Origin of the sequence: Paenibacillus thermoaerophilus, assembly GCF_005938195.1 — a bacterium.
In the GTDB taxonomy this organism is placed as follows: domain Bacteria; phylum Bacillota; class Bacilli; order Paenibacillales; family Reconciliibacillaceae; genus Paenibacillus_W; species Paenibacillus_W thermoaerophilus.
In genome coordinates, this window is record NZ_VCQZ01000003.1 from 155,270 (window position 1) to 178,914 (window position 23,645).

Annotated in this window: 26 protein-coding genes; 11 read left to right on the forward strand and 15 right to left on the reverse strand. The window is 60.1% G+C overall.

The genetic code is table 11. The features are described 5' to 3' along the window. Positions 1 to 4: 4 nt before the first annotated feature. Positions 5 to 1,021 carry an HRDC domain-containing protein gene (locus FE781_RS03535; protein ID WP_138788252.1) on the reverse strand — a complete coding sequence of 339 codons (1,017 nt, stop codon included), beginning with the start codon at positions 1,019 to 1,021 and terminating at the stop codon, positions 5 to 7. A gap of 198 nt (positions 1,022 to 1,219) precedes the next feature. Between FE781_RS03535 and FE781_RS03540 the strand changes: the two genes are divergently transcribed. Together FE781_RS03540 and FE781_RS03545 are read left to right on the forward strand one after the other, a co-directional pair. After that, positions 1,220 to 1,516: a DUF3055 domain-containing protein gene (locus tag FE781_RS03540; RefSeq protein WP_138788253.1), complete on the forward strand. Its 297-nt coding sequence runs from the start codon at positions 1,220 to 1,222 to the stop codon at positions 1,514 to 1,516. 105 nt (positions 1,517 to 1,621) lie between these two features. Beyond that, positions 1,622 to 1,909, forward strand: coding sequence for a hypothetical protein (locus tag FE781_RS03545; protein WP_138788254.1), 288 nt, complete (start codon positions 1,622 to 1,624; stop codon positions 1,907 to 1,909). A gap of 79 nt (positions 1,910 to 1,988) precedes the next feature. Here the strand turns inward: FE781_RS03545 and FE781_RS03550 are convergent, their stop codons facing one another. The 7 genes from FE781_RS03550 to FE781_RS03580 all read right to left on the reverse strand — a co-directional run bounded on the left by FE781_RS03550 (position 1,989) and on the right by FE781_RS03580 (position 8,331). Further along, the gene (locus FE781_RS03550) at positions 1,989 to 3,086 is read right to left on the reverse strand and encodes a site-2 protease family protein (protein ID WP_138788255.1); all 1,098 of its coding nucleotides are present in this window, start codon (positions 3,084 to 3,086) and stop codon (positions 1,989 to 1,991) included. Between the two features lie 77 nt (positions 3,087 to 3,163). Next, positions 3,164 to 4,054 (reverse strand): 5'-3' exonuclease, encoded by an 891-nt coding sequence (locus FE781_RS03555; protein WP_138788256.1) that lies wholly within the window; start codon positions 4,052 to 4,054, stop codon positions 3,164 to 3,166. Position 4,055: 1 nt separating this feature from the next. Further along, positions 4,056 to 5,264: an aminotransferase class I/II-fold pyridoxal phosphate-dependent enzyme gene (locus FE781_RS03560; protein WP_138788257.1), complete on the reverse strand. Its 1,209-nt coding sequence runs from the start codon at positions 5,262 to 5,264 to the stop codon at positions 4,056 to 4,058. A 23-nt stretch (positions 5,265 to 5,287) separates the two neighbouring features. Continuing rightward, a complete protein-coding gene (locus tag FE781_RS03565) occupies positions 5,288 to 6,448 on the reverse strand; it encodes a site-2 protease family protein (RefSeq protein WP_138788258.1) in 1,161 nt (386 codons plus the stop codon). A 22-nt stretch (positions 6,449 to 6,470) separates the two neighbouring features. Then, positions 6,471 to 6,833 (reverse strand): arsenate reductase family protein, encoded by a 363-nt coding sequence (locus tag FE781_RS03570; RefSeq protein ID WP_138788259.1) that lies wholly within the window; start codon positions 6,831 to 6,833, stop codon positions 6,471 to 6,473. A 2-nt stretch (positions 6,834 to 6,835) separates the two neighbouring features. Then, positions 6,836 to 7,780 (reverse strand): RluA family pseudouridine synthase, encoded by a 945-nt coding sequence (locus tag FE781_RS03575; RefSeq protein ID WP_138788260.1) that lies wholly within the window; start codon positions 7,778 to 7,780, stop codon positions 6,836 to 6,838. Positions 7,781 to 7,785: 5 nt separating this feature from the next. Then, on the reverse strand, positions 7,786 to 8,331 hold the full coding sequence (locus FE781_RS03580; protein ID WP_138788261.1) for a hypothetical protein: 546 nt from the start codon (positions 8,329 to 8,331) through the stop codon (positions 7,786 to 7,788). A 184-nt stretch (positions 8,332 to 8,515) separates the two neighbouring features. On the opposite strand from FE781_RS03580, the gene FE781_RS03585 reads away from it, so the two are divergent. Next, positions 8,516 to 8,734, forward strand: coding sequence for an alpha/beta-type small acid-soluble spore protein (locus FE781_RS03585; protein ID WP_138788262.1), 219 nt, complete (start codon positions 8,516 to 8,518; stop codon positions 8,732 to 8,734). 109 nt (positions 8,735 to 8,843) lie between these two features. Here the strand turns inward: FE781_RS03585 and FE781_RS03590 are convergent, their stop codons facing one another. Beyond that, a complete protein-coding gene (locus FE781_RS03590) occupies positions 8,844 to 9,221 on the reverse strand; it encodes an O-methyltransferase (protein ID WP_138788263.1) in 378 nt (125 codons plus the stop codon). Between the two features lie 335 nt (positions 9,222 to 9,556). Here FE781_RS03590 and FE781_RS03595 point away from each other — a divergent pair, with 335 nt between their 5' ends. Next, a complete protein-coding gene (locus tag FE781_RS03595) occupies positions 9,557 to 10,825 on the forward strand; it encodes a methyl-accepting chemotaxis protein (protein WP_138788264.1) in 1,269 nt (422 codons plus the stop codon). On the opposite strand, the gene FE781_RS03600 is transcribed toward FE781_RS03595, so the two are convergent. Further along, entirely contained in the window at positions 10,815 to 12,599 is a 1,785-nt protein-coding gene (locus tag FE781_RS03600; protein ID WP_138788265.1) for a M3 family oligoendopeptidase, read from the reverse strand. The two genes, FE781_RS03595 and FE781_RS03600, sit on opposite strands and share 11 nt — an antisense overlap. 171 nt (positions 12,600 to 12,770) lie before the next feature. Here FE781_RS03600 and FE781_RS03605 point away from each other — a divergent pair, with 171 nt between their 5' ends. From FE781_RS03605 to codA, 5 genes are all read left to right on the forward strand, one after another. Continuing rightward, on the forward strand, positions 12,771 to 12,983 hold the full coding sequence (locus tag FE781_RS03605) for a YycC family protein (protein WP_138788266.1): 213 nt from the start codon (positions 12,771 to 12,773) through the stop codon (positions 12,981 to 12,983). Then, complete coding sequence (locus FE781_RS03610; protein ID WP_138788267.1) at positions 12,980 to 13,219, forward strand: hypothetical protein; 240 nt, start codon at positions 12,980 to 12,982, stop codon at positions 13,217 to 13,219. The genes FE781_RS03605 and FE781_RS03610 overlap by 4 nt, the downstream gene beginning before the upstream one ends. A gap of 217 nt (positions 13,220 to 13,436) precedes the next feature. Beyond that, the gene (locus tag FE781_RS03615; RefSeq protein WP_138788268.1) at positions 13,437 to 14,666 is read left to right on the forward strand and encodes a PucR family transcriptional regulator; all 1,230 of its coding nucleotides are present in this window, start codon (positions 13,437 to 13,439) and stop codon (positions 14,664 to 14,666) included. 205 nt (positions 14,667 to 14,871) lie between these two features. Further along, positions 14,872 to 16,131 carry a cytosine permease gene (codB, locus tag FE781_RS03620; RefSeq protein WP_138788269.1) on the forward strand — a complete coding sequence of 420 codons (1,260 nt, stop codon included), beginning with the start codon at positions 14,872 to 14,874 and terminating at the stop codon, positions 16,129 to 16,131. A 7-nt stretch (positions 16,132 to 16,138) separates the two neighbouring features. After that, positions 16,139 to 17,407 carry a cytosine deaminase gene (gene codA / locus FE781_RS03625; RefSeq protein ID WP_138788270.1) on the forward strand — a complete coding sequence of 423 codons (1,269 nt, stop codon included), beginning with the start codon at positions 16,139 to 16,141 and terminating at the stop codon, positions 17,405 to 17,407. Positions 17,408 to 17,792: 385 nt separating this feature from the next. On the opposite strand, the gene FE781_RS03630 is transcribed toward codA, so the two are convergent. The 3 genes from FE781_RS03630 to FE781_RS17960 all read right to left on the reverse strand — a co-directional run bounded on the left by FE781_RS03630 (position 17,793) and on the right by FE781_RS17960 (position 19,088). Continuing rightward, positions 17,793 to 18,539 (reverse strand): DUF2225 domain-containing protein, encoded by a 747-nt coding sequence (locus tag FE781_RS03630; RefSeq protein ID WP_246068020.1) that lies wholly within the window; start codon positions 18,537 to 18,539, stop codon positions 17,793 to 17,795. 61 nt (positions 18,540 to 18,600) lie between these two features. Further along, positions 18,601 to 18,978 carry a globin domain-containing protein gene (locus FE781_RS03635; RefSeq protein ID WP_138788271.1) on the reverse strand — a complete coding sequence of 126 codons (378 nt, stop codon included), beginning with the start codon at positions 18,976 to 18,978 and terminating at the stop codon, positions 18,601 to 18,603. After that, positions 18,960 to 19,088 (reverse strand): hypothetical protein, encoded by a 129-nt coding sequence (locus FE781_RS17960; protein WP_281281868.1) that lies wholly within the window; start codon positions 19,086 to 19,088, stop codon positions 18,960 to 18,962. Before FE781_RS17960 ends, FE781_RS03635 begins: the two co-directional genes overlap by 19 nt. A gap of 232 nt (positions 19,089 to 19,320) precedes the next feature. On the opposite strand from FE781_RS17960, the gene FE781_RS17380 reads away from it, so the two are divergent. Beyond that, on the forward strand, positions 19,321 to 20,610 hold the full coding sequence (locus FE781_RS17380; RefSeq protein WP_170209407.1) for a nucleoside recognition domain-containing protein: 1,290 nt from the start codon (positions 19,321 to 19,323) through the stop codon (positions 20,608 to 20,610). Then, positions 20,607 to 21,407 (forward strand): NAD kinase, encoded by an 801-nt coding sequence (locus tag FE781_RS03640; RefSeq protein ID WP_138788272.1) that lies wholly within the window; start codon positions 20,607 to 20,609, stop codon positions 21,405 to 21,407. Before FE781_RS17380 ends, FE781_RS03640 begins: the two co-directional genes overlap by 4 nt. Positions 21,408 to 21,462: 55 nt before the next feature. Here the strand turns inward: FE781_RS03640 and FE781_RS17620 are convergent, their stop codons facing one another. Then, complete coding sequence (locus tag FE781_RS17620; protein ID WP_211346289.1) at positions 21,463 to 22,542, reverse strand: YutD-like domain-containing protein; 1,080 nt, start codon at positions 22,540 to 22,542, stop codon at positions 21,463 to 21,465. After that, positions 22,539 to 23,432 carry a lipoyl synthase gene (lipA, locus tag FE781_RS03650; RefSeq protein ID WP_138788330.1) on the reverse strand — a complete coding sequence of 298 codons (894 nt, stop codon included), beginning with the start codon at positions 23,430 to 23,432 and terminating at the stop codon, positions 22,539 to 22,541. Before lipA ends, FE781_RS17620 begins: the two co-directional genes overlap by 4 nt. Between the last annotated feature and the right edge of the window lie 213 nt (positions 23,433 to 23,645).

Genomic DNA, 23,645 nt, shown 5'->3' on the forward strand with positions numbered 1-23,645 from the left:
CCCGTCAGCTCGCCGCCCCGGCGCGCCGCTCCTGGGCCAGCGCCTGGCGGTAGGCGAGCCTCAGCACACGCAGCGTATCGTACAGCTCGCCGAGATCGCGGCCGGACAGCTCCTCCGGCGTATACAGCGCTTCGAGCACGGGCTTCAGGAAGCGGTCGCCGCGCTGTTTCATCTCCTGCCAAGCCTTCTCGCGCAGCTCCGGATCGATCCGGGCCAGCTCCGCGGCCGTCATCGGCCGCATATCGTAGCCCTCCCGTTCCAACGCCTCCGCTTCGGCGATCACTTCGCGCTTGGTCGTCCTCATCGCTTCGGCGATCTCCTCCAGCGCCGCGCCCGACGCGACGCTCTCCAACAGCCGGCGCTTCCGTTCGCGCCGCCGCTCCAGTTCGCCGGCCTTGCGCAGCCGCAGCTTCTCCACGTATTCCTCGAACGCGGCCATATCGGTCTCGGCTTCGACCCAGTCGAGCGGGAACGCCGTCTCGCGGGGGAAACGGGAGACGATTTTCGCCAGCTCTCCGCCGTAGAGCTCTGCTTTTCGGCTCCCGAAGCCCGGCAGTTGCTCCAGCTCCGCCGCGTTCATCGGCAAATAAGCCGCCACCAGCTCCAGCATCCGGTTGGTCGCCACATGGTAGGCAGGCCGCCCCTCCCGGGCCGCGCGGTCCCGCCGCCACGCCCTTAACAGCCGCAGGCAGTCTTCGTTCCGCCTGCTCTCCGCGGCGAATTGCAGCAGAAGCAGCCTGCGCTCGCCGCGTTCAAAGGCCGGCGGCCGGTCGTACAGAGCTCCGCCGACCAGCGGCTCGTATCCGCTCTCCAGCTTGCCGCGCATCCCGCTGCGGAACGCCTTGAGCAACTCGTCCCAAGCCCGGCCTTCGTACCAGACCTCGGAAGCCGGCTTTCCTTGCGCGGCCGGTTCGTGCCAGACGACCTGCCATTCCCCCTGCCGCTCACGGATGGCGATCTGCGCCGTCTCGATGCGTTCCTCCGACCGTTTCTCCAGCGTGTTCAAAAAGACAAGTTCCATTCCTCTTCCCTCCCGGAATATGAAAAAACAACGCAAAAAAAGCACCCGGATCGTCGGCTGAACGATCGCGAGGTGCTTCCCCGGCGTTGTTTTTGAATAACAACCAGATTATACCATGTCCGCCGGTTGGGCGCAACGAGGTTTTGATGTATACTGGTAACGGTGACAGTTCGACATCCCGGAAGGAGAACGAAACGCATGACCGATCAATTCGATTTTTTATACGATACCACCGAGGACACGACAACCCGATTCGTATGCTTCATTACGGAAAGTCTGAACCGGTTCGACCTCGCGATCACGAACACCAACCGTTTTTACGGCAAAAAAATGGTGACCAACCTGCAAAACGGCAAAACCGCCATTATCGGCCCCGACGATCTGAAGGAAGAAGGCTACGTCGCTTACGCGTTCGGCTTGACGGATGAAGAAGGCGAGGAGTTGCAGACGTTCCTGGAGCAAATCGTCGGCTCCGTCAACTTCACGGACTTATAAGAAATAGCTCTCGGGCGGGCGGCAGACCCGACCGTCAGGCGGCGCATAACGCGACTCCCTCCGGGCCACAATGGGGTTATCCCTAGCCGGAAGGAGGTAATTTCGATGCCTAAAAAGAACAATGCCGGCTTCCTCAAGGAAAACCGGCAGCCGTCCACGGATTTCGCTACCGTCGAATCCCAGCGCAATGACGTGACCGCGGAGGAATTTCCCGAAGGGCCGTACGGCATGAGCCTGCCGGTCGAATCGCTCGGCAAAAGCGCGCCTTGGCGCGAGGATCAGCGGCCTCCGAACACCTTCACCTACGAGTATCGCGAATTTCACGCCGGCCTGGATCGCGGCTATCCCGGCGACCACCCGCCGCATGACGGCGAAAGCGATTCGGACGACTGAGCCCGGCCCCAACCAAACGAACCCTTGCCGAGAGCGCGCCGCTCCCGCAGGGGTTCGTCCGTTCGAAGGCTTGTCCGTCTTAGCGGAAACGAGGCAAGCCTTCGAACTGGATCAGGATCATCATCGCGCCGAGCAAGAGGGCCAAGCCGCCGTAAGCGACGCCGTACGCCACCCGCTTCCGGGCCGGAACTTCGAAATACCGGTCGTTCTCGAACTGCTCCGCTTCGATCCGGATTCGCACCTCCAGCTTCTCCGGTCGTTCCGGCGGCAACCTGTCGACTCCGTCCGCATATACCCGACGGATCACGCACGGTTCGGGCAGATCGATCGTCTCCTCCAGTCCGATCGCAGCCCAGCGGACCGTCAGCTTCTGAACGCCTTCCATCGTCGTGTAAGTGGTGAATTCCAGTTCGCGCCGGTGCTCGGGACCGGGCAGCGGGATTCCCGTCTCCGCCCATTCCGGGCCAAGCTCCACCGCCACCTTCGTTCCCCAGTCGATCGGCCTGGTGCGGCGCTTGCGCACGTATTTCTGATACAGGTCCCAGGCGAAAAGCGCCCAGAAGAACAAAAACACATAAGCGTTCAGATAAAGGATGACAAACAGGCCGCCAACCAATCCCACCGGCCACAACCAGCGGGTAACGGCCGTGGCGATTCTGCCTCCGTCGAGCGGTTTGATCGGCAGCAAGTTGATCAGATTAAGGAAAAAACCGACATAAGCGACAGCGATCAGCAGCGGAATGTCGAAACTTTTGCCGACCGCGTAAGCGGCCAGTGCGCCGATCGTTCCGAGCAGCGGGCCACCGTAAGCGATGTAAGCCTCGGTCTCGGCATCCCTCGGATTTCGCTTCAAGGCGATAAACGCGCCCAAAAACGGAATGAACATGGGAAGCGTGACGGGCAAGCCCTTGCGTTTGGCCGCCCAGACGTGCCCCAATTCGTGGATCAAGATCATCACGACGAATCCGAGCGCGAACCCGAACGGGTATATAAACGCGTAAGCTCCTATCGTCACCAGCATGCTGAGTATCGGACCGGCCGCTTTGCTGAGCAGAAGCAGCGCGGTTTTGCCCTTGGATAAGAGGAACAGCAGAACGGCTCCCAGCATCCATCCCGGTTTGCGCGTCTTCCGTTCCCCTTGCTCCCTTTGGCCTGCGGCCTCCGGTCTATGTTCCATGCGCTTCGCTCCTTTCGGCTATTGTTACGAAATAACGGCGGTCCGGGTTCCGGACGGCAGTCGCTGTTCGGAGGAAGTTACGACACGGCCGTGAGCCGGCGCACCTCTCTGAACAGGCTGTCCATCTCCAACTCGCGAAGCAGTTGTCCGATCGACTCCAGATCCGGCTGCCAGCCGCACAGTTCCAGCGTGCAAGAGACAGGCGCGTCGCGGCGAATTTCGGCAAGCTTGCGGCACAAGCGCAGCATCTCCAGATCGTTCTCGATTTTCGTCCGCACGCCCTTGGGGAGAGCGGCCAAATTTTCGACGATGCCGTCGATCGATTGATATTCGTTCAACAGCTTGATGGCCGTCTTCTCCCCGATGCCGCGCACGCCCGGATAGTTATCGCTGGCATCGCCGATCAATCCCTTCAGATCGACGAACTGAGCCGGGGTCAACTGCTTCTCGGCAATCAGCGTCTGCGGATCGTAGACCGCATAATTCGACGGCCCTTTCTTCATAATGACGACCTTGACGCGTTCGTCGACAAGCTGCAGCAGATCGTGATCGCCGGTCAGGACGTATACTTCCGCATCCGGACTCAGGGCCTGAGCCAGCGTCCCGATACAGTCGTCCGCTTCGAAGCCCGGAGCCCCGACGTTGAGGATGCCCATGCCCGCCGTCACCTGCTTGACGAGATCGAACTGCGGGATCAGATCGTCCGGCGCTTCGGGACGGTTCCCCTTGTAATCGGGATAAAGATCCGTCCGGAACGTCTTGCTGCCCATATCCCAGCAGCAGACGACATGCGTCGGTTGGAACGTCCGGAACGCGTCCAGCAAATATTTTAAAAAGCCGTAAACCGCATTGGTCGGCAGACCCTCGCTGGTCTTCCGTATGTATCCGCCGTACGCGTTCGCGTAATACCCGCGGAACAGCAGCGCCATGCCGTCCACCAACAACACCTTGTGCGATTGATCGCTCATTCTATCTTCCCCCCGGCATGCCTCGGTCTATGATTCGTTCACGCCAGAAACGCGCCAGCCGGCGTCCCGCTTCCGCCAGTCTCTCCTCCTCTTGAACGAGCGCGATCCGCACGCAGCCTTCTCCCAACGGGCCGAACGCGTCGCCCGGCACGACGGCGACGCCGGTATTCTCCAATATTTCCCGGGAAATTTGTCGAGATGTCCAGCCTTCCGGCACCGGCGCCCACAAAAACATCGTCGCCTGGGGCGGATCGAATATCCAGCCTCCCTCACGCAGCGCGGCGACCAACACGTTCCGCCTGCGTTCGTATAAAGGAGCGACAGGCTCCGAAGCCCCTTCCATGTCTTCTTCCAGCGCTTCGATCGCCGCCTCCTGGATCGGGCCGAACACGCCGTAATCGACATTGGATTTGACCGATTTCAACGCCGCGACGATCTCGCGGTTTCCCGCAAGAAAGCCGATGCGGCAGCCGGCCATATTAAAGCTTTTGGACAGCGAATGAAATTCCGCGGCGCGTTCGATCGCTCCCGGCAGCTCCAGCAGGCTCTTCGGCCGAATGCCGTCGAACGCCATCTCCGAGTAGGCGAGATCGTGAAGCAGCGGGATGCCCGTTTCTTCCGAGAACGCCAGCCAGTGGCGGAAGAAAGATTCGTCCGCCACAACCGAGAGCGGGTTGCCCGGATAATTCAGAAGCATATACCGCGCCCGCTTCCGCACTTCGTCGGGAATCGCCGCCAGATCGGGCAGAAAGCCGTTCTCCGGGCGAAGCGGGACATGCACCGGCACTGCGCCCGCCAAAATAACGCCGGCCGTATAGATCGGATAACCGGGATCGGGGACCAGCACCGGATCGCCCGGATCGGTCAACGCGACGGCGGCATGCGCGAGTCCGTCCTGGGAACCCATCAGCGCCACGATCTCACTGTCCGGGTCCAATTCGACACCGAAGCGGTGCTTCATCCACCTGGCCGCCGTCCGCCGGAAGGCGGTCGAGCCTTGGGAGGACGGATAGCCGTAAGCGTCCGGCCTCATGACGGCTTCCGCGAGCTTGCGCCTCACCCTCTCGGAAGGAGGACGGTCCGGGCTGCCGATGCTGAGATCGATCACATCGAGTCCCGCGCGGACCGCCTCCGCCTTCCAGGCCGCCACCTCGGCGAATATCGCCGCGCCCGTGCGCCGCATGCGCTCCGAGCCTATGGAACGAATCATCGTTATTCCCCTTCCCTGCTTCTTTATCCGTTGGGCCCGGTCATCAGCATGTACTGAAGCTTGGAGGCTCCGTACATGAGCGCCGCCAGGCAGCCGCTCAGCCCGACGTACGCCAGCCCGTATCTCCATCGGACAGCCGCCGGAGCCTTGTAATAAATGTCATCTTCGTGCGGCGTATACACGATCCGGTATTTGTAGCGGAGATAAGATTTGCCTTTCCGGCGGACGATGCGCATTTCCTTGATCGACACGTCCGTAATCAGCCCTTGCTCCGGCATAATCACGATGCTGCGCAGCCAGAGCGCCGGAATCGACAGCCGCACCCGCTGACGCCCGTCCATCGTGGAGAACGTCTGGAAGCTCGGCTTCTGGAGATTCGGCTCTGCCAGCAGCTCCGACAATTTCTCCGTATTCAGCCTCTCCACCGGGGTGTCGACCAGCCCGAACGCCGAGTAGCTGCCGGTTTTGCCTTTGAACCGCACGAATTTGATGCACAGCTCGATCACAAACAGTCCCCACAAAATATACAGCCAGTTGTGCCCCGACTGACGGATCACCCAGTAGGAGATGGCGAGACCGCCCAGCCACAGCCAGCGCGTCACCGCCGAGGCGATCCGGCCTCCGTCCAGCGGATGGACGGGAATGAGATTCAGCAGATTGACGGCGAGCCCGACATAAGCGACCGCCACCAGCATCGGGTCGCCGATGGCCCAGCCCGCAAGCGCGCAGCATACGGCTCCCAGCGATCCGATCAGCGGTCCGCCCATGGCGACATACGCTTCCGTCACGACGTCTCTCGGATTCCGCTTTAATTGGATAATTGCGCCGACAAACGGAATAAACACCGGCGCCGTCACCGGCAATCCCTTGCGCTTCGCGGCCAGCACATGGCCCAGCTCGTGAATGAACAGCATCAGCACGACCCCGGTGGCAAAATCCCATTCGTAAATATAGCCGAGGCCGGCGATGGTCAAAAACATGCTGACGATGGTCGCCGAATATTTGCCGGCCAGCAGCACGGAAACAATCGTTTTTCCTTTCGTCAATAAAAAAGCGCCGAACGCGCCGAATGTCCACCACTGCTGCTGCGACTTGACGCGACGGGCTCCCGCATCGGGGGCAAAAGCTGCGGAAATTGTCGCGCTTCCCGGCAGCGCTCTTCTCCCCGAACGATTCCATTTCATTCAGTTGGCCCCGCTTCCCCCGTTACCTGTCCCATACTTGTTCGTACGTTTCTTTCTTGAAGCCGACCGTCGTGACAACGCCGTCCGTGACGATCGGACGTTTGATGAGCCGGCCGTTGGACGCCAGCAGTTCAAGCTGCTCCTGCTCGCTCATCGCAGGCAGCTTGTCCTTCAATCCCATCTCCCTGTAAACTTCGCCGGAGACGTTAAACAGCTTCTTTAATTCAAGTCCGCTCGTCCGCCACAATTTCCGCAGCACTTCCACGTCCGGAGCCTGCTCGAACAAATCGTGATATTCGAGCTTATGCCCGCGCTGCTGCAGCCACTTGGCCGCGTCGCGGCAGGTGGAGCATTTTCCGTATCCGTAAAAGGCTAGATCCGCCATTCCTATTCCTCCTTGGTTTCCTCCCGGGCCGACAGAGCCGCGATGCATCCGGCCATATCCGGAGGCATCTCCGCTTCAAGCAGCATCGGCTCGCCCGACACGGGATGCCTGAACCCGAGCCGCCAGGCGTGCAGCGCCTGACGATCCATCGCCGCGCCGGCTGCCCTGTCGGCTTCCGGCTGTCCGTACATCGGATCGCCGACCAGCGGATGTCCGATATGCTTCATATGCACGCGGATCTGGTGCGTACGCCCCGTCTCCAGCATCACGCGAAGCAAGGTGACGCCGCGGAGCCGGCGCACCGCCTCGTAATGGGTTACGCTCGGATAACCGTCCGGACGGACCATGCGGATATGCGGCTGCTCCGGGTTGCGGTCGATCGGCGCGTCGATTGTCCCCCGGTCCGGGGTATGCCCGTGCACAAGCGCCAGATAAATCTTCTCCACCCGCTTCCGCTGGATCTGCTCGGACAACTGCTGATGCGCGTAAGGCGTCTTCGCGATCAGCAGCACGCCGGACGTATGCTGGTCCAGCCGGTGAACGGGGCGAAACCGAACCGTCTCCCCCCGCTCCAGCCAATGGTGGACGACGCCGTTCGCCAGCGTATTCACATAGTGTCCGTGGGTCGGATGCACGATGAGGCCCGCCGGCTTGTTAACGGCCATCAGGTCAGCGTCCTCGAACAGCACATCCAATTCCATCGGCTGCGGCAGGATGTCTTCGGACCGCTCCTTCGGCATCCGGATCTCGATCCGATCGCCGACGGCCACCCGCTCGTTCGTATAGCGGCGTTGGCCGTTGACCGTAATGCCCCGTTCCGTCAGCTTCAGACGGCTAAGCAGCTTGCGCGAGCATTTCAGCCGGCGGCGAAGGACGGTTCCGAGCGGCTGCCCGGCATCCCTCTCGTCCACGATATGGGAGATCGGCTCGTAATACGCCTCGTCCATCCTCGTCATGCCTTCTCCGTCAGCACCTTCAGCACGGCTACCGACTTCTCCACATCCGGCGCATTTAAAGGAATGAAGGCGTACAGCGGAGCTCCTTTATACTGCACCGAGTTGAGCCATTTGGTTCCTTCCAGCGGCAGCACGTACAAGTGCGTCCGGCGCGTCTCCACATCTTTGTTCCGATCGACCACTTCGATCACGCCCGACGGATACGCCGCCTTGTCGAAATAAGGCTCCAGATTCACAAAGCTCTCTCCGTTGGCGGCGAAGGATTTGATCTGCTCCTCCGGCAGCACGAAAATGCCGTGCCCTCCCGCCGCGATCTCCACGATCAGCTTCTCGATGGAAAAAATAATGGAACCCAACACGTCAACCGTCATTGCGTCTCCGACCCGCGCTTGCAGGTCCTCCTTCAGCTTCTCCGTCGCATCGTGGGATATGCCGTTCGGCGGCATGATAAATACCGTCAAATCCGCTTTCGGTCCCCCGCAGCCCGTCAGCAGGACGGACAGCAGCAACAGAACGGCAGTTGTAAGACGCCAGGCTTTCATCGTATGGAGGCCTCCCCATTCTCTGTCTATGTCTCTCATCATACCACAAAACCCGGACGGGCGGTACGACAGAGACCTCCGGGAGCGATCCGGCAACGAACGGTTGCAAGTTAAAATTACCAACCGTTTCTTTGCGTAGGTTCGGCCGTTTTGTTCATACTAACTTCACAGGGAGGTGATACCCATGGCATCGAACAACACTCTTGTCGTTCCTCAAGCGAACGCCGCTCTTCAACAACTGAAGTATGAAGTGGCGCAAGAGTTGGGCATCCAAATTCCGCAGGATGGTTACTACGGCTATATGGCGTCCCGCGACACCGGCGCAATCGGTGGTCACATCACCCGCCGCCTGGTTCAACTGGCCGAACAACAACTGTCCGGCAGCGCTCGTTTCGGCAAGTAATCCGCTTTAGGAAAAAAGCCCGCGGTCTCCATTCGGAGACCGGGGCTTTTTTTTGAACCGTCCGAAAACCGTAACAAATGGATAAATCCTAAATAAAATAAGTGCCGGATCAATACGTATGCGCGTAGAGCAGATGGGCCATATTGTAGTTCGATTCAAACGTGACGGACATTTCCAGCGTATCCTGGCGCAAAGCAAAGTCGAACTGGATTTCCCCGTGCGTCCAACCGTTTTTGCGGCTTAACGCTTCTTCCGCCATTTGGCGGAACGCCCGCAGATGAGCGTCGGTCAGTCCGGATGGCGTCGCCCGGCCGGTCATGCTGCCAGGCTTGCGGTTATACGGCAAGTGCCGTATGCCGAACTTCCCGATGCCGTCATTGCGGATCTGAATGATTAGCGTTCCCCCCGTCAAGGTTTTCAATTCGTGCCGTACCTCGCGGAAAACCAGATCCAGCTGCCTCGACAATGACTGCTGGGGTGGATTCATTCAACCCATCCTCCCTACGTTAATCAAAATTATTGTCCAATTATGGCTGTTCTTGGAAGTCCATGTCTAGTATAATGGGTCGTTAGAACCTAATACAAGAATAAATTGAGAAAATCTAGTAATTTCGACATAAAAATAGTTCTTTCCTCCTTGTTTATTAGGAAGAAAGAACCTGAAAACGGGAACCCGCCCGATCCATTCTCTCAAGCGGCTCGAATCCCGGAGAATCCTTCACATAATTCAGGTAGCCGAAACAAGAATAGGATGATATAATCAGTATCAAAATCTTCCAAGAAAACACTTTATTCGAGCTGATTCGCCAAGGAGGCCAACTAATGGACGGTATTCTCGCAGCGGTTAGATTAAACTCGTTTCGCGGCCGCATTTATTTCGTCGTCATGGGGCTCTCGGTATTGTTCGCAATCCTCTTCGCGCTGCTGGGACTCGCGTGGGGCCATACCTTCGTCGGCGTCACGCTGGCGGCAGTTTCCGTCGCCGCCGGCTGGGCGGGCTCGCGGATGCTGGAGAACTTGCTGCTCTCGCCGGTCGAGCAGTTGACACGCATCGCGATGACCATAGCCAAAGGCGATTTCACGCTGCGCGCCGATGTCGACTCGAACGACGCGCTCGGCGAGCTGGCCAAAGCGTTTAACGGCATGGTGGACAAACTCAGTACGATTCTGAAAGAAACGAATCGGATGACGCAGCTCGTGGCCGACTCCGGCCGCAATATTTACACCAAGAACGAAAGCCTCAAATCGGTCATCGACCAGGTAACGACCTCCGCGCAAGAGCTGGCCCAAGGCTCCAGCCAAATTTCGGAGGAAGTCGTTCAGACCGCCCAGGCTCTTAAGGCAATCGAGGAACGGACCACGCTGTATACGGAATCGTCGAAAGCGATGAATCTCCGGGCCGGACAGATGCGGTCGCTTGTCGAGCAAGGCAAGCAAAAGGTGGTGCACCAGGGCGAAGGCATCAAGAAAAACGTCGAAACGACGTCCGCCGTGTCGGAGACGATCCGGCGTCTCGCCCAGCAAGCGAGCGGCATTACGGCGATCACGCGCACCATCTCCGACATCGCGGAGCAGACGAACCTGCTCTCCCTGAACGCCTCGATCGAAGCGGCGCGCGCCGGAGAGCACGGCAAAGGCTTCGCGGTTGTCGCCCAGCAGGTGCGCAAGCTCGCCGAGGAAGCGACCGCGTCCACCCGCGAAGTTTTCACGCTTGTCCAAGGCATCGATCAAGGCATCCGCGAGGCTCTTAATACGATCCGCACCAACGAAGAGGTCGTCGAACAGCAGGTCGAGCTGATCCGGGAGACGGAAGCGGTATTCAACCAGTTCGTCGACAGCGTCGACTTCGTCGCCCGGCAGATCGACCAGTTCGCCGAGGAGAGTTTGCAGATGCTGCAAAGCGCCCGGCAAATCTCGGAGACGATGGAGAACATCTCCGCCATCACCGAAGAAGGCGCGGCCAGCACGCAGGAGGTCTCCGCCTCCCTCAACCGCCAGATCTCGGCGGTGGACGACATGCTGCAGCAGGCCTACGAGATGACCTTCAACGTATCCCAACTGCAGCGCACGATCTCCGTGTTCAGACTGTAAGCCGCAAAAATTCCCGCACGTCACGAACGGCAAGCTCGACGGCGGACTGCCAGAAGTCGGGTTTCGTCAGATCGACCCCGAGATGCTTCTTGGCCAGATCCTCCACTGTCATGCTGGCCGTATCCCGCAGAAGCGCAATGTACCGGTCCGCGAACGCAGGGCCGCTGCGTTGCGCTTCCGCATAGATTCCCGAGCTGAACAGATAACCGAACGTATAAGGGAAGTTGTAGAACGGAACTTCCGTAATATAGAAGTGCAGTTTCGACGCCCAGAAATGCGGGTGGTACTCGCCCAGCGCGTCCCGGAAAGCTTCACGCTGCGCGTCCACCATCAGCTCGTTGAGACGCTCCGTGCCGACGAAGCCTTTGCGGCGCTCTTCGTAGAAATTTGTCTCGAAGATGAAGCGGGCGTGAATGTTCATGAAAAACGCAACGGAGCGCTGGATCTTGTCTTCCAGCAGCGCCACTCTCTCCTGCGGATCGGCCGCCTGCTTCAGCGTCGCGTCGGCGACGATCATCTCGGCGAACGTGGACGCCGTCTCCGCGACGTTCATCGCGTACTCCTGCGCCAGCGCCGGCAAGTTGTTCATCACGTGCTGATGATAGGCGTGGCCCAGCTCATGCGCCAGCGTGGAGACGTTGGAAGCCGTTCCGGCGTAGGTCATGAAGATCCGGGTCTGTTCCTTGACCGGGAACGACGTGCAGAAGCCGCCCGGCCGCTTGCCCGCGCGATCCTCGGCTTCGATCCAGCCGTCCTCGAAGCATCTCTCCGCGAACGACGCCATATCCGGGCTGAACCGGCGGAATTGCTCCATGATCAGTTCGGCGGCTTCGTCGTACGAGTACGTCTTGCCCGCCGTGCCGATCGGCGCCTCCACGTCGTGCCAGCTAAGCTTCTCCAATCCGAACAGCTTCGCCTTCCGCTGCAAATATTCGACGAAGACCGGCTTGCTGCGGTCGATCGTCTCCCACATGACCCGAAGCGTCTCCGGACTCATCCGGTTGATCGCCAGCGGCTCCTTGTGCACCGATTGCCAGCCGCGATGCTTGTACGTCTGCAGCCGAAAGCCGGCCAGCCGGTTCAGCGCGTCCGCGCAGTAGTCCGCCGCTTCGCCCCAGGCCGACTCCCAGCTCTCGAACATTCTGGCGCGGACCTTGCGGTCGGGATGGTGGAGCCGGTTATGCGCTTGGCCGGCGGACAGCCATTCCGTCTCCCCGTTGTCGTTGCGGAACGGGATTTTGATCTTCGATACGATCGTGTTGTAGTTTTCGCCCCATCCGTGATAGCCGTCGACGGCCAGATCCGTCAGCAGCGATTCCAGTTCCGGCCCGAGCTTTTCCCGCGACAGCTTGCGGCGCTCGTCCAATACAAACGCGCCGCCGCGGAACGGCTCCCGCTGCCGCAGGCGGTTCCATTCTTCTTCGTCCAGCGAAGCCAGCCGCACGTCGAACCGGGTCATCGCCGCTTCGAACGCCGCCAGCAGCGTCTTCACCCGGCCCGCGAGCTGGACGGCTTTTTTATCCTGCTGATTTTCCGCCGCGAGACACGCCGTGAACGAATCCGCCTCCCGCAGCCGCTTGAGAACGTCCTGCAGCAGCACGACCGTCTCGGCCAGCGCTTCCTCCGAATCCGCTTCGCCGACTTTCTCGTTTTGGCTCCGCAGCGTCTCCAAATCCCGCTCCAGCCGATCGAGAAATTCCGCGAATTCCCGGGACCCGCTACCGCCCTGAAACAACACATCCAAATCCCAAACTTGCGGCAATGGCTTCTTCATTCAGTCCGACTCCTTTTCATCAAAATAAAAGTCTGATTCCATTAAATCACAACGGCCGCCAATTCTCAAAACCGGGGCAACGTGGACAACCCGTCCGCCTTACGGTATAACTATGTACAAGAAAACGAAGGCGATTCGAGGATCGTAACAGAGACGGGAGGCCCAATCCAGATGAGACCGTTGCCCCTATCGCCGGAGACGGCGCAAAAGCTGGCCAAGCAGCTAAACATTCCGCTTGAGCATCTCATGCATATGCCCCAGCACATCCTGATGCAGAAGCTTGCCGAGCTCGCCAAAACGGCGAAAGAAGAGCAAACCGACGGCCATTCGGCCGACAAAGCCGATGTGGACCCGAATTCCGGCGCTTCCGGTGAACGGTCGTGATACCGTTCCGCAACACTTGGCCGTATGAAATGATGGAAGGCCAGCTCTACGTTCAGGAATGTCCGTACTGCGGTCAAGGTCCCGTTCTGCTGCCGCTGAAGGCGAAGGAGCTGGACGACATTCGCGGCATGCGCAAAAAACGCCTGATCGTGTTCCCGTGCTGCCACACGCCGATGCAAATCGTGGACGCGGACGACGATTACCTGCTGTCCTCGAAGCCGGTGCGGAAGGTTTAGAGCGAACCGCGCGAGTCGGAGCGGGCTTCTGCCGCGTCTCGTCATGCAACAAACCACCAGATTCCCCGACGGGGAACCTGGCGGTTTGTCATTTTCCATGCGTTATACATGTTCCATATCCGGTTCGAATGTATAGCGAAGCGTTTTATTTACACGGGTAACGTCTGAAATTATAATACGGGTAATCAAGACGGCGATTCGAAGGAGGGGAGGCGCCGTGTCCGAATTTCCGACCATCCGGGAAATATTGAAGCGCCCGTATTTTCAAGGGGCTACCGTCCATGCCAGCGAAAAGGCGCTGGACCGGGAGGTCGAGTGGGTCCATATTCTCGAAGTGACCGACGTCGGCGAACTGCTGAACGGCAACGAGCTCATTCTCTCGACCGGCCTGTCCTGGAAAGACGGAGACGAGGCCGGCGTTTCCTTTCTTCGGCAAATTATGGCCTCCCGCGCCTCGGGCCTGTGCCTGGAGACGGGGAGAGTCATCGACCGCATTCCGGAGCAAATGCTGCAGCTCGCGAAACGGAACGACTTCCCGATCATCATCTTCCATCCGGACCGCCATGTCCGCTACATCGAAATTACCCGGGATATCCATACCTGGATCATCAACCGGCAACGGGGAAGCTTCTTTCAGGAGAACCGCTGGACCCACAAATGGCTGAACGGCGAAATCGAAGAAGCGGAAATTCGCAGACGGCTGCTGACGGCGAAGCCCGGGTTGAAATTGGGGCTTAACATGGCGGTCGTCTTCGAGCTCGAAGCGGCGAAGCTGCACACTCCCGATTTCGAAACCCGGTGCATCCAGAAAAACATGACGGCCCGCCACGTCTTCGAATCGGAGGGGTTCTATCTCATTCCGACCATCGCCGATACGCATTTGGTGTATATTCTGCTCGATCTTGAAACCCGGCCGGACATAGACGCCGCCGCAGCCCGCGCCCTCTCCCGCTTTCTGCAAGCGGACAAGCGCCAGCCTCCCGAATTCGTCAAATTTGCCGGAGCCGGCCGCAGTTTCCGCGCCTTGACCGATCTGCAGGACAGCTACCGGACGGCGCTGGATGTGATCGGCATCCAGAAGGATATCGGCCCGCTTCCGAATCCGTTCGATCGCGATCTGCATTTATACCGCATTCTGTACAAGCTTCGGGAAAGCGGGGAGCTTCCGAAGCTGGTGCGCGATCGCCTCGGCCCTCTGCTGCAGGCGGACAACGAGCGCCGGGATCTGTGGATCAAGACGCTCAAAACCTACTTCGAGCAAAATCTGGCCAAGCGGGAAACGGCCGAAGCCCTGTTCATCTCCCGGCAAACGCTGTATGCGAGATTGGAGAAAATAGCGGAGCTGCTGGGCGGCGACTTTCACGCGCCGGGTCAAAGGCTGGCGCTGGAATTGGCCGTCTGCGGATATGAGTATTTGCGGCGATCCGGCTCCTCCGAGATTATGTAATATTAAATAACATAAATATTCCACTAAAACTCGTTAACACGACGTATATGTAACCATATTTGACACATTGTCAACCAAAAGAGCATGAAAACCCCGAAAAATCCGTTCGCTTTGTCAATCGAAACCGACCTATCCGTTATGCTATATTTAGTTCATGACAGATAATATGCCATGATAATATTGGCAAGGATAGGGGTAGATTCAAATGACCAACGACAAAGAGTTTTCATTGGGTCCCGTACCCGCAGCGAACAGACAAAAATTGATGCACACGCTCGCGGTCATGCTCGGCTTCACATTTTTCTCCGCCAGCATGATGGCCGGCGGCACGCTGGGCACGGGGCTGACCTTCTCCCAATTCATCCTGATCGTGATGCTCTCCAACCTGCTCCTCGGATTGTACACGGGCGGCCTCGCCGTCATCGCCTCCCGCACCGGGCTGTCGACTCATCTGCTCACCCGGTACGCCTTCGGCCAAAAAGGCTCCTACCTTACTTCCCTCCTGCTCGGCGGAACCCAGGTCGGCTGGTTCGGCGTCGGAATCGCCATGTTCGCCTTGCCGGTGGAGAAGGCAACGGGCATTCCCGTCCCGTACCTGATCGCCGCCGCCGGCATTCTGATGACCTCAAGCGCCTTTTTCGGCATAAAAGCCTTGACGGCGCTCAGCATCGTAGCCGTGCCCGCCATCGCCGTTCTCGGCTCGATATCCGTCTATCGCGCCGCCTCCGACATCGGCGGGCTTGGCGGCCTGTTCGACTTCCAGCCGCAGGACGCCTTGTCGTTCACGGCGGCGCTGACGATTTGCGTCGGATCGTTTATCAGCGGAGGAACGCTGACGCCCGACTTTACCCGTTTCGCGAGCGGGCCGCGCAAGGCGTTCCTCGCCACGCTGATCGCCTTTTTCCTCGGCAACTCGCTGATGTTTTTGTTCGGGGCCGTCGGCGCGATCAGCACGGGCTTCTCCGATATTTCCGACGTCATGCTGGCGCAAGGACTGATCATTCCGGCCATCGTCATCCTCGGCCTGAATATATGGACGACGAACGACAACGCGCTGTACGCGTCCGGACTCGGCTTCTCCAATATTACGAAGATTCCGAAGAACAAGCTGGTTATTATCAACGGAATCGTCGGCACGGCGCTCTCCATATGGCTGTACAACAATTTCATCGGCTTCCTGACGTTCCTCGGGTCGGCGATTCCGTCGATCGGCGCGATCATTCTGGCGGACTATTTCCTGGTGAACCGCCGCAAGTACGATCGTTTCGATCCCGGCTCCTTCAAGCAGGTGAACGTCGTTGCGATCGCGGCCTGGGCGGCCGGCTTTGCCGCAGCCAGACTCGTTCCGGGCATCCCCCCGCTGAACGCCGTCGTCGTGTCCGCGGCGCTGTATGTCGTTCTGACGAAGCTGCTCGACCGTTCGGACAGCCGCCAGCAAACAAGCGAAACGATTTTGGAGGGATAAGACGACCATGATTATTCGAAACGCCAAGCTCCGCCGCACGGAGCCGCTTATGCAGATCCGAATCCGGGACGGGATCATTGCGGAGGTGGCCCAGCATCTCGAAGCCGCCGACGAAGAGCCGACGATCGACGCCGGCGGCTGTCTGACGCTCCCCCCTTTCGTCGAGCCTCATATTCATCTGGACACGGCGCTAACGGCGGGGGAACCGGCATGGAACATGAGCGGCACGCTGTTCGAAGGCATTCAGCGATGGGCCGAGCGGAAGCCGATGTTGTCCCGCGACGATGTGAAGCGGCGCGCGCGCAAGGCGCTTCTGTGGCAAATCGCGCAAGGCGTCCAGCACGTGCGAACCCACGTGGACGTCACCGATCCGAACCTGACGGCATTGGAAGCCATGCTGGAGGTGAAGGCGGAAATGGCTCCCTATGCGGATCTGCAAATCGTCGCCTTCCCGCAGGAAGGCATCCTGTCCTACCCGAACGGGCTGGAGCTGCTCGAGGAGGCGCTCCGGATGGGGGCGGACGCGGTCGGCGCGATTCCCCACTACGAATTTACGCGGGAAGACGGCGTCGAATCGTTAAAACGCGCCTTCGAATTGGCCGTCAAGTACAACCGTCTGGTCGACGTTCATTGCGACGAGACGGACGACGAGCAGTCCCGGTTCGTCGAGACAGTTGCGGCGGAAGCCTATCGGCGCGGCATCGGCGAGTTGGTGACGGCAAGCCACACGACGGCCATGCACAGCTACAATCACGCGTACGTCTCCAAGCTGCTGCGGCTGTTCCGGCTGTCGGGCATTCATTTCGTGGCCAATCCGCTGGTGAACGTTCATTTGCAAGGACGTTTCGACACGTATCCGAAACGACGGGGCTTAACCCGCGTGAAGGAGCTGACGGAGGCGGGCATTAACGTATGCTTCGGCCACGACGATATTATCGATCCGTGGTATCCGCTCGGAACCGGCAACATGCTGCAGGTACTGCTGATGGGGCTGCACGCGGGGCATCTGACGGGGTACGAGCAAATTGCGGGCTCGCTTGATTTCATCACGGTCAACGGCGCCAAAGCGCTTCGCATCGAAGAACGCTACGGCATCGAGGCCGGGAAGCCGGCCAATCTGATTATTCTGGACGCGGCCAGCGAATACGACGCCATCCGGAAGCAGGCGGCCGTCCGTTATTCCATCCGCGAAGGCCGGATCATCGCCGAGACGACGCCGAGCCGAACCGAAGTCCGGCTCGGCGGCCGATGCGAAGCAGTCGACTTCATCAGATGACGATCGGGCAAGTTTGCTGCCGCTTCGCTGCCGGACGGCGGACGCTTGCCTCTCGCACGCCCGGCGGCATGCTCTCCCGGCCGCCGACGCCGGGACGGAGAAAACGCATCTTTTCCAGCAAAAGAAGCCACGGTATGATCTCCGTTAGACGTGATGCGACTCACCTTTAGAAGGAGGATCAGCCCGTGGCTTTTTATCGGGATCAATTCATTTTCCGATATAAAATATCACTAACCTTCGAGAAGTCAGCTAAAAAGCGGGAAATCGGTCCTTTCCCGATATTTTATATCGCTAAACCTTTCACAAACCGCGAATTTTCCGCGTATAACGATAAAAAATTTTCGATTTCGCAAAGAAGCCTGAGGCGGAGACTGCGCAAGGAGCGTTACGCCCCTTTGATTTCATCCCCGGGGAGCTCCGGCTGCAGCTTCAGCCGCTGCATTTCTTCCCTGACGAGCTGCCACTGCTCGCGGCTTTTGCGGATCATGGCGGCGTCGACGATCCGATTGTCGTTGACGACGCGCGAGAACCAGCGGACCGCTTCGTTGTACTGCCCCAATCTCCGGTTTAATTCGCCGATCAGATACATCAGCTTCGCGTTGTTGTAATCGAGACCCTCGTATTCGAACACGCGCATGTAGGCGTCAAGCGCATGCGCCAAAAACCGCTTCTCGTTCGCCTCGTCCTCCATAAGCCGGTACAGCCAGGCGATATGGTGAAGAATGCCCGCCAGGACGCGGTCGGTCTCGTCCGACGCCTGGGCGCAGACGAGCGCGAGCTTGTAGGCGAACATCGCTTCGTTGATCGTGCGCTCGCCCGTTAAATCCAGCTTGTTCCAGCTGCGGCCGATCTTCTCCTCGAACATCACGCGCTGGCGCTCCGTCAGCGGCTTCTTCGAGAAATGGTCGGTCATCGAATAACCGCAGTACGGACAGACGCGCACGACGTAATAATCCGGATTGACACCGGTAAACCGCATGCAAAAATCGCTGTCCGCCTCCGTCGATTTTTTATGGCTGGGACGCACCCGCATCGTCCGGTACGTCCGCTCGCAATAGCGGCATACCGTCTTGGCGGGATACAACGGGGGAATTTCTTCCCGGCCGACGGCATTGGCGGATCGATTGAACACGACAGTTTCCTCCCCGAGGGGTTGCCGCTCCCATCCGCATGCGGACGAACCCTTCTGTTCTTCAACTGTTCACAAAATGGTAGGCAGGTCCTTGAAGGCGTTCCATCACCGCGTCCCGCAAGGCAGGCTCCACGCCAACCTCATCAAGCGCCCTTCTCATGCATCCGAGCCATGCGTCCGCTCTCTCTCGCGTAACGGGGAATCGCATATGTCTGGCCCTCATCATCGGATGACCGTATTTTTCGGAAAAAAGCGGAGGTCCACCGAAAAATTGCGTAAGAAATTCGGTCTGCTTCTCCATCACCGGCGTGATATCCTTGGGGAACAAGGGAGCCAACAGCGGTTCTTGCAGCACTTTGGGGTAAAAAGCCTCGACGATGCGGCGGATGCCGCTCGTGCCTCCGAGCAATTCGTAAAACGTTACAGTTTCGCGTTCCATCCCGTATCCATTTCCTCCTCCGACAAGTCCGCCTCCGATGGAGCCGAACGGGCTGCCCGAATGACATATACAAAGGCGCAGATCAAAAGTCCCGTGATCATCGACATCATCGAACTCACTCCCCTGTTATTCGAAAGATGCGGCGTGCACTTGTCGGTCTATATTCCTATTGTAGCACAAAACCCGCGAAATAAAAGCGGTAAGCGGTTTATCGGGACGGACGCTCCGGCGCCCTTCCTCCGGGGACATGCGCGGACGGGCCCGCGCATATACATGGGGTGAACAAAGGAACGGACGCGGAGAACCCGGGACGATGGTCTCGGATGAAGGGGGGACTTGCCGTTGCGAAGCGCAATCCGCGCATTCGCCAGATGGGGGCCCGGAGCCGCCGCCGGAGCGTTCGCCGCTTTGCTGCTCGTTTACTCCCAAGAGGCGCTTCGGTCAGCCCTCGTCGGACTATCGATCTGGTGGGATATTTTGTTTCCGGCCCTGCTGCCTTTTTTGGTCATGTCCGAGCTGATGCTGGGGCTCGGCCTCGTCCACTTCTTCGGCTCCCTGCTGGACCCGCTGATGCGCCCGCTGTTCCGGGTTCCCGGCATCGGCGGGTTTGTCATGGCCGTCGGCTTCGCCTCCGGCTACCCCGTATCGGCGCGGCTCGCCGCCCGCCTGCGCGGCGAGCGGCTGCTGTCGCGGGACGAAGGCGAACGGCTCGTCGCGTTTACGACGACATCTGATCCGATCTTTATGATCGGAGCGGTATCCGTCGGTTTTTTCCATCGGCCGGGAATCGCTCCCCTGCTGGTCGCCTCTCATTACGGCGCCGCGATTCTGGTCGGGCTGCTGATGGCCCGGCTGTCCCGGCCCGCAGACAGAACGCCGCCGGCTCCGGCACGGGAGCGCAGCTCGTTTATAGGCAAGGCGTTCCAAGCCATGCACGCAGCCAGGCTGAACGATAACCGCCCCTTCCCCCAGCTCCTGCTGGATTCGATCTCGGCGTCGCTGCGGCTGATCGTCGTGATCGGAGGGCTTGTCGTGTTTTTTTCGGTGCTGATGGCGGTGCTCCGCTCGTCGGGCGCGCTCGGGCTGATAACCGCCCCGCTTGTCGGGGCGCTGGAGCTTGCGGGCGTCCCGGCCGAGCTTATCGCCGCCTCCGTCAGCGGCTTGTTCGAGGTGACGCTGGGGACGCAGGCCGCCGGCAGCGCCGTGCCTGTCAGCGGCTTGCCGCACGCCGTCGCCATGGCGGCCGCCGTGCTTTCGTGGGCGGGATTGTCGGTTCACGCGCAAATATTGAGCCTGATCTCCGGCACGGGCATGCGGTACGGCCCCTTTCTGCTGGCGCGACTGCTTCACACCTTGCTGTCGGCCGGTCTGGTTTATGCGTTGTGGGTTCCGTTTGCGCCCTCGATGTCCGCCTGGCTGCCGTTCGGCACGTCTCCCGAACCGCAGTCCGCAGGGTTGCCGCACGCATGGGCCGCCCTGCCCGCGATCGCCGCCGCGCTTGCGGCCGGCGGAGCGGCTCTGCTGACGGCTTCCTTCGCCGTGCTTCTGGCCAGACGGGCGTCCGGCATTGTGCGGGGCTTGTTTTTTCAGTATGATGAGAGTAACAACCCCGGATGGAGGCCACCCCGTTGAAATACGCAATCGTAGAACGCCGCGACGACATTTCTCGCAATACGGCGGAAAAATTTCACCGGATCGCCCGAGATCTCGGATTAATACACGATCAGCAAACCCCCGACGTCGTGGTGTCGATCGGCGGCGACGGCACCATGCTGCATGCGTTTCACAGCTATCTGGAGCAGTTGGACCATGTCGCGTTTATCGGCGTACATACCGGCCATCTCGGCTTTTTCGCCGACTGGAAGCCCGGCGAAGTCGAAATTCTCGCCCGGCTGATGGCCGCCTCGGGCCCGCACGACCCTCTGCGTATCGTCCGCTACCCGATCGCCGAGATCCGGATCGAGACGGATAGCGGCACGACGACTCAGTTGGCGCTGAACGAGTTCACCGTGAAAGGCGATTCCGGCATGCTGGTGGCGCAGTTGAACATCAACGACGAGCCGTTCGAGATGTTCCGCGGAGACGGCATCTGCATCTCCTCCCCATGCGGCAGCACCGCCTACAACAAAAGCCTGGGCGGAGCGATCATTCATCCGTCGCTGGAGACGATTCAGATCGCCGAGATCGCCTCGATCAACAACCGCGTGTACCGGACGCTCGGCTCGTCGCTCTTGCTGCCGAAGCATCATCATTGCGACATTTACCCGAAGGAAGGCCAGAAGCTTCTGCTGAACGCCGACCATCTGACGCTCCCGGCGGCGGGTGTCCGCTCCATCCGCTGCATGGTGTCGGAGAAGAAGATCTCGTTCGCCCGGCTGCGTTCGTTCCCGTTCTGGACGCGTGTCAAGGATGCGTTTATCGATTTGTAGCCGCAGCAAAAAACGGCGCACGGTTCTGTTTTCGGAACCGTGCGCCGTTTTTTGCTCAATTCGTGCCGCCTCCGTCGGGCAGCGAGTTCCCCCGGGGCTGCGATCCGGCACGCTGGTGGACGCCGTCCCGCGAGACGCGCGGCCCGTTCCAGCGTTCGCGTCCGCCCGCCGCGCCGCCCGGGCGCTCGTGCCTCGCGCCGGAGGCGGGCGCCTGCGAGCGCGGCGATCCGCCCTCGCGCGGACCCCGCCCGGAAGCGCCGCCGTTCTGCGCCCGCTCCTTGCGCGGCGGGCGGCTGGCTTGCGGCCCGCCGGGCGGCCGCTCGGCCCGCTCCTGCGAACGCGCGCCGCCCGAGCTCCGCTCCCCGAACGGACGCCCGTAGCCGCCGTTGGATACCTGCCCCGGCTTCCCGCCGCGTTCGCGGTTGGGGTCGCGGTTCGGCTGCTGCCGATCCGGGCGGTCTCCGCCGCGCTCCGTCCGTTCGGCCCGCTCGCCGTTGTTGCCGCCGCTGCGGCCGCCGCCCTCGCCGGACCGGCGTTCCCCTCCCCCGGACGGCCCGGTCGTCGCCGGTGCGCCGTCGGACTTCGCCAGGCGGGCGGCCGCCGCGTTCTCGGCCCTCGCCGCCGCCCGCTCCTTGCGCTCGGCGAGCGATACGCTGATGCGGGCGGGGATGCCCGTGCGGTTGTAGCGCATCGGCAGATCGCCCTTCATCAGTGTGCCGACGCCCTTGATCCCGGCGACCGGGGCAGCGTTCTCCTCATCCGCCGCGGAGCCGCCCAAGCTGATGCCCACCGGCGCGCTTCCTTCCTGGGGCTCGCCGCCGATGTATTCGCCTTCCGGCCTGCCGTTGACCTTCTCCAGCACAAAATAGGCGCAACCGAAGTTGCAGTACTCGTTCAAATAATCCTGAAGAAGGGCGATCGACGTTTCCTTGTTCGCCTTCGGATGGTTTTCCCGGAAGAAGCCCTTGAGGCGGAGCATATTGTAGCCCCAGTCCCCCACGATGTAGTCGTACCGGTCGAGCACTTCGCTGTAGCGGTCCCGGAACGCCTCGTAATTGAACCCGGACTTGTGCTCGCCGACGAGTTCGTAGACTTTGTTGCCTACGACATAAAACTTGCGGCCTTCTGCCTTCAAGTCGACGCCACCCCTCTGGCCGAGTTCACCTGCTCATGCGCATGATAGGAGCTCCGGACGAGAGGACCGGACTCGACATGCTTGAAGCCCCGCTTCATCCCTTCCGCTTTCAGCTCGGCGAACTCTTCCGGCGCGTAATATTTCTCCACGCGCAGATGGTTTTTGGTCGGCTGCAAATATTGCCCGATCGTCATGATGTCGCAGTCGACGGCTCTCAAGTCGTCCATCGTCTGCAAAATTTCGTCCCATGTCTCGCCGACGCCGACCATGATGCTCGATTTGGTCGGGATGTTCGGGGCGATGGACTTGGACCGGGCGAGCAGCTCAAGCGAGCGGCGGTATTTCGCCTTGGAGCGCACGCGGTCGGACAGCCTCTCCACCGTCTCGATGTTGTGGTTCAGGATGTCGGGCTTCGCTTCGAGCACCGTCCGCAGACTGTCCTCCGAGCCCATGAAGTCGGGAATCAGCACCTCGACGCTGCACATCGGCAGCCGCTTGCGGATGGCGCGGATCGTGGCCGCGAAGATCGAAGCGCCGCCGTCCGCGAGATCGTCGCGCGCGACCGACGTCACCACGCAATGGCGCAGGCCCATCTGCTCGGCCGCTTCCGCGACGCGTTCCGGCTCGGCGAGATCGAGCTCCGTCGGCAAGCCCGACTTGACCGCGCAGAACCGGCACGCCCGCGTGCAAATATCGCCGAGGATCATGAAGGTCGCCGTCCGGTTTGCCCAGCATTCGTGAATGTTGGGACATTTCGCCTCTTCGCAGACGGTATGCAAGGTTTTGGACCGCATCATCTGCTTGAGCTCTTTCATATTTTCGTAATCCTGGCCCGTCGCCAGGTTTATCTTGAGCCACTCCGGCTTGCGTAATAGCGGTTTGGTCGCCATATCGATCGCCTGCTTTCTTTTCAGCATAATTCTTATTATACCATGAAATGAAAAAGCCGCTACTCAAGCGGCCAGGGGGACGGGGACAAGCGGTTGCCGTCGCTTTGTTCACGTTTTCATCCTATGGTACAATGAGGCTGGAAATGAGAATAGAAGCCATTCGGGCCGTGCGGCCTGTACGTATGAACGGTCTCGAAAACGCGGAAAAGGAAG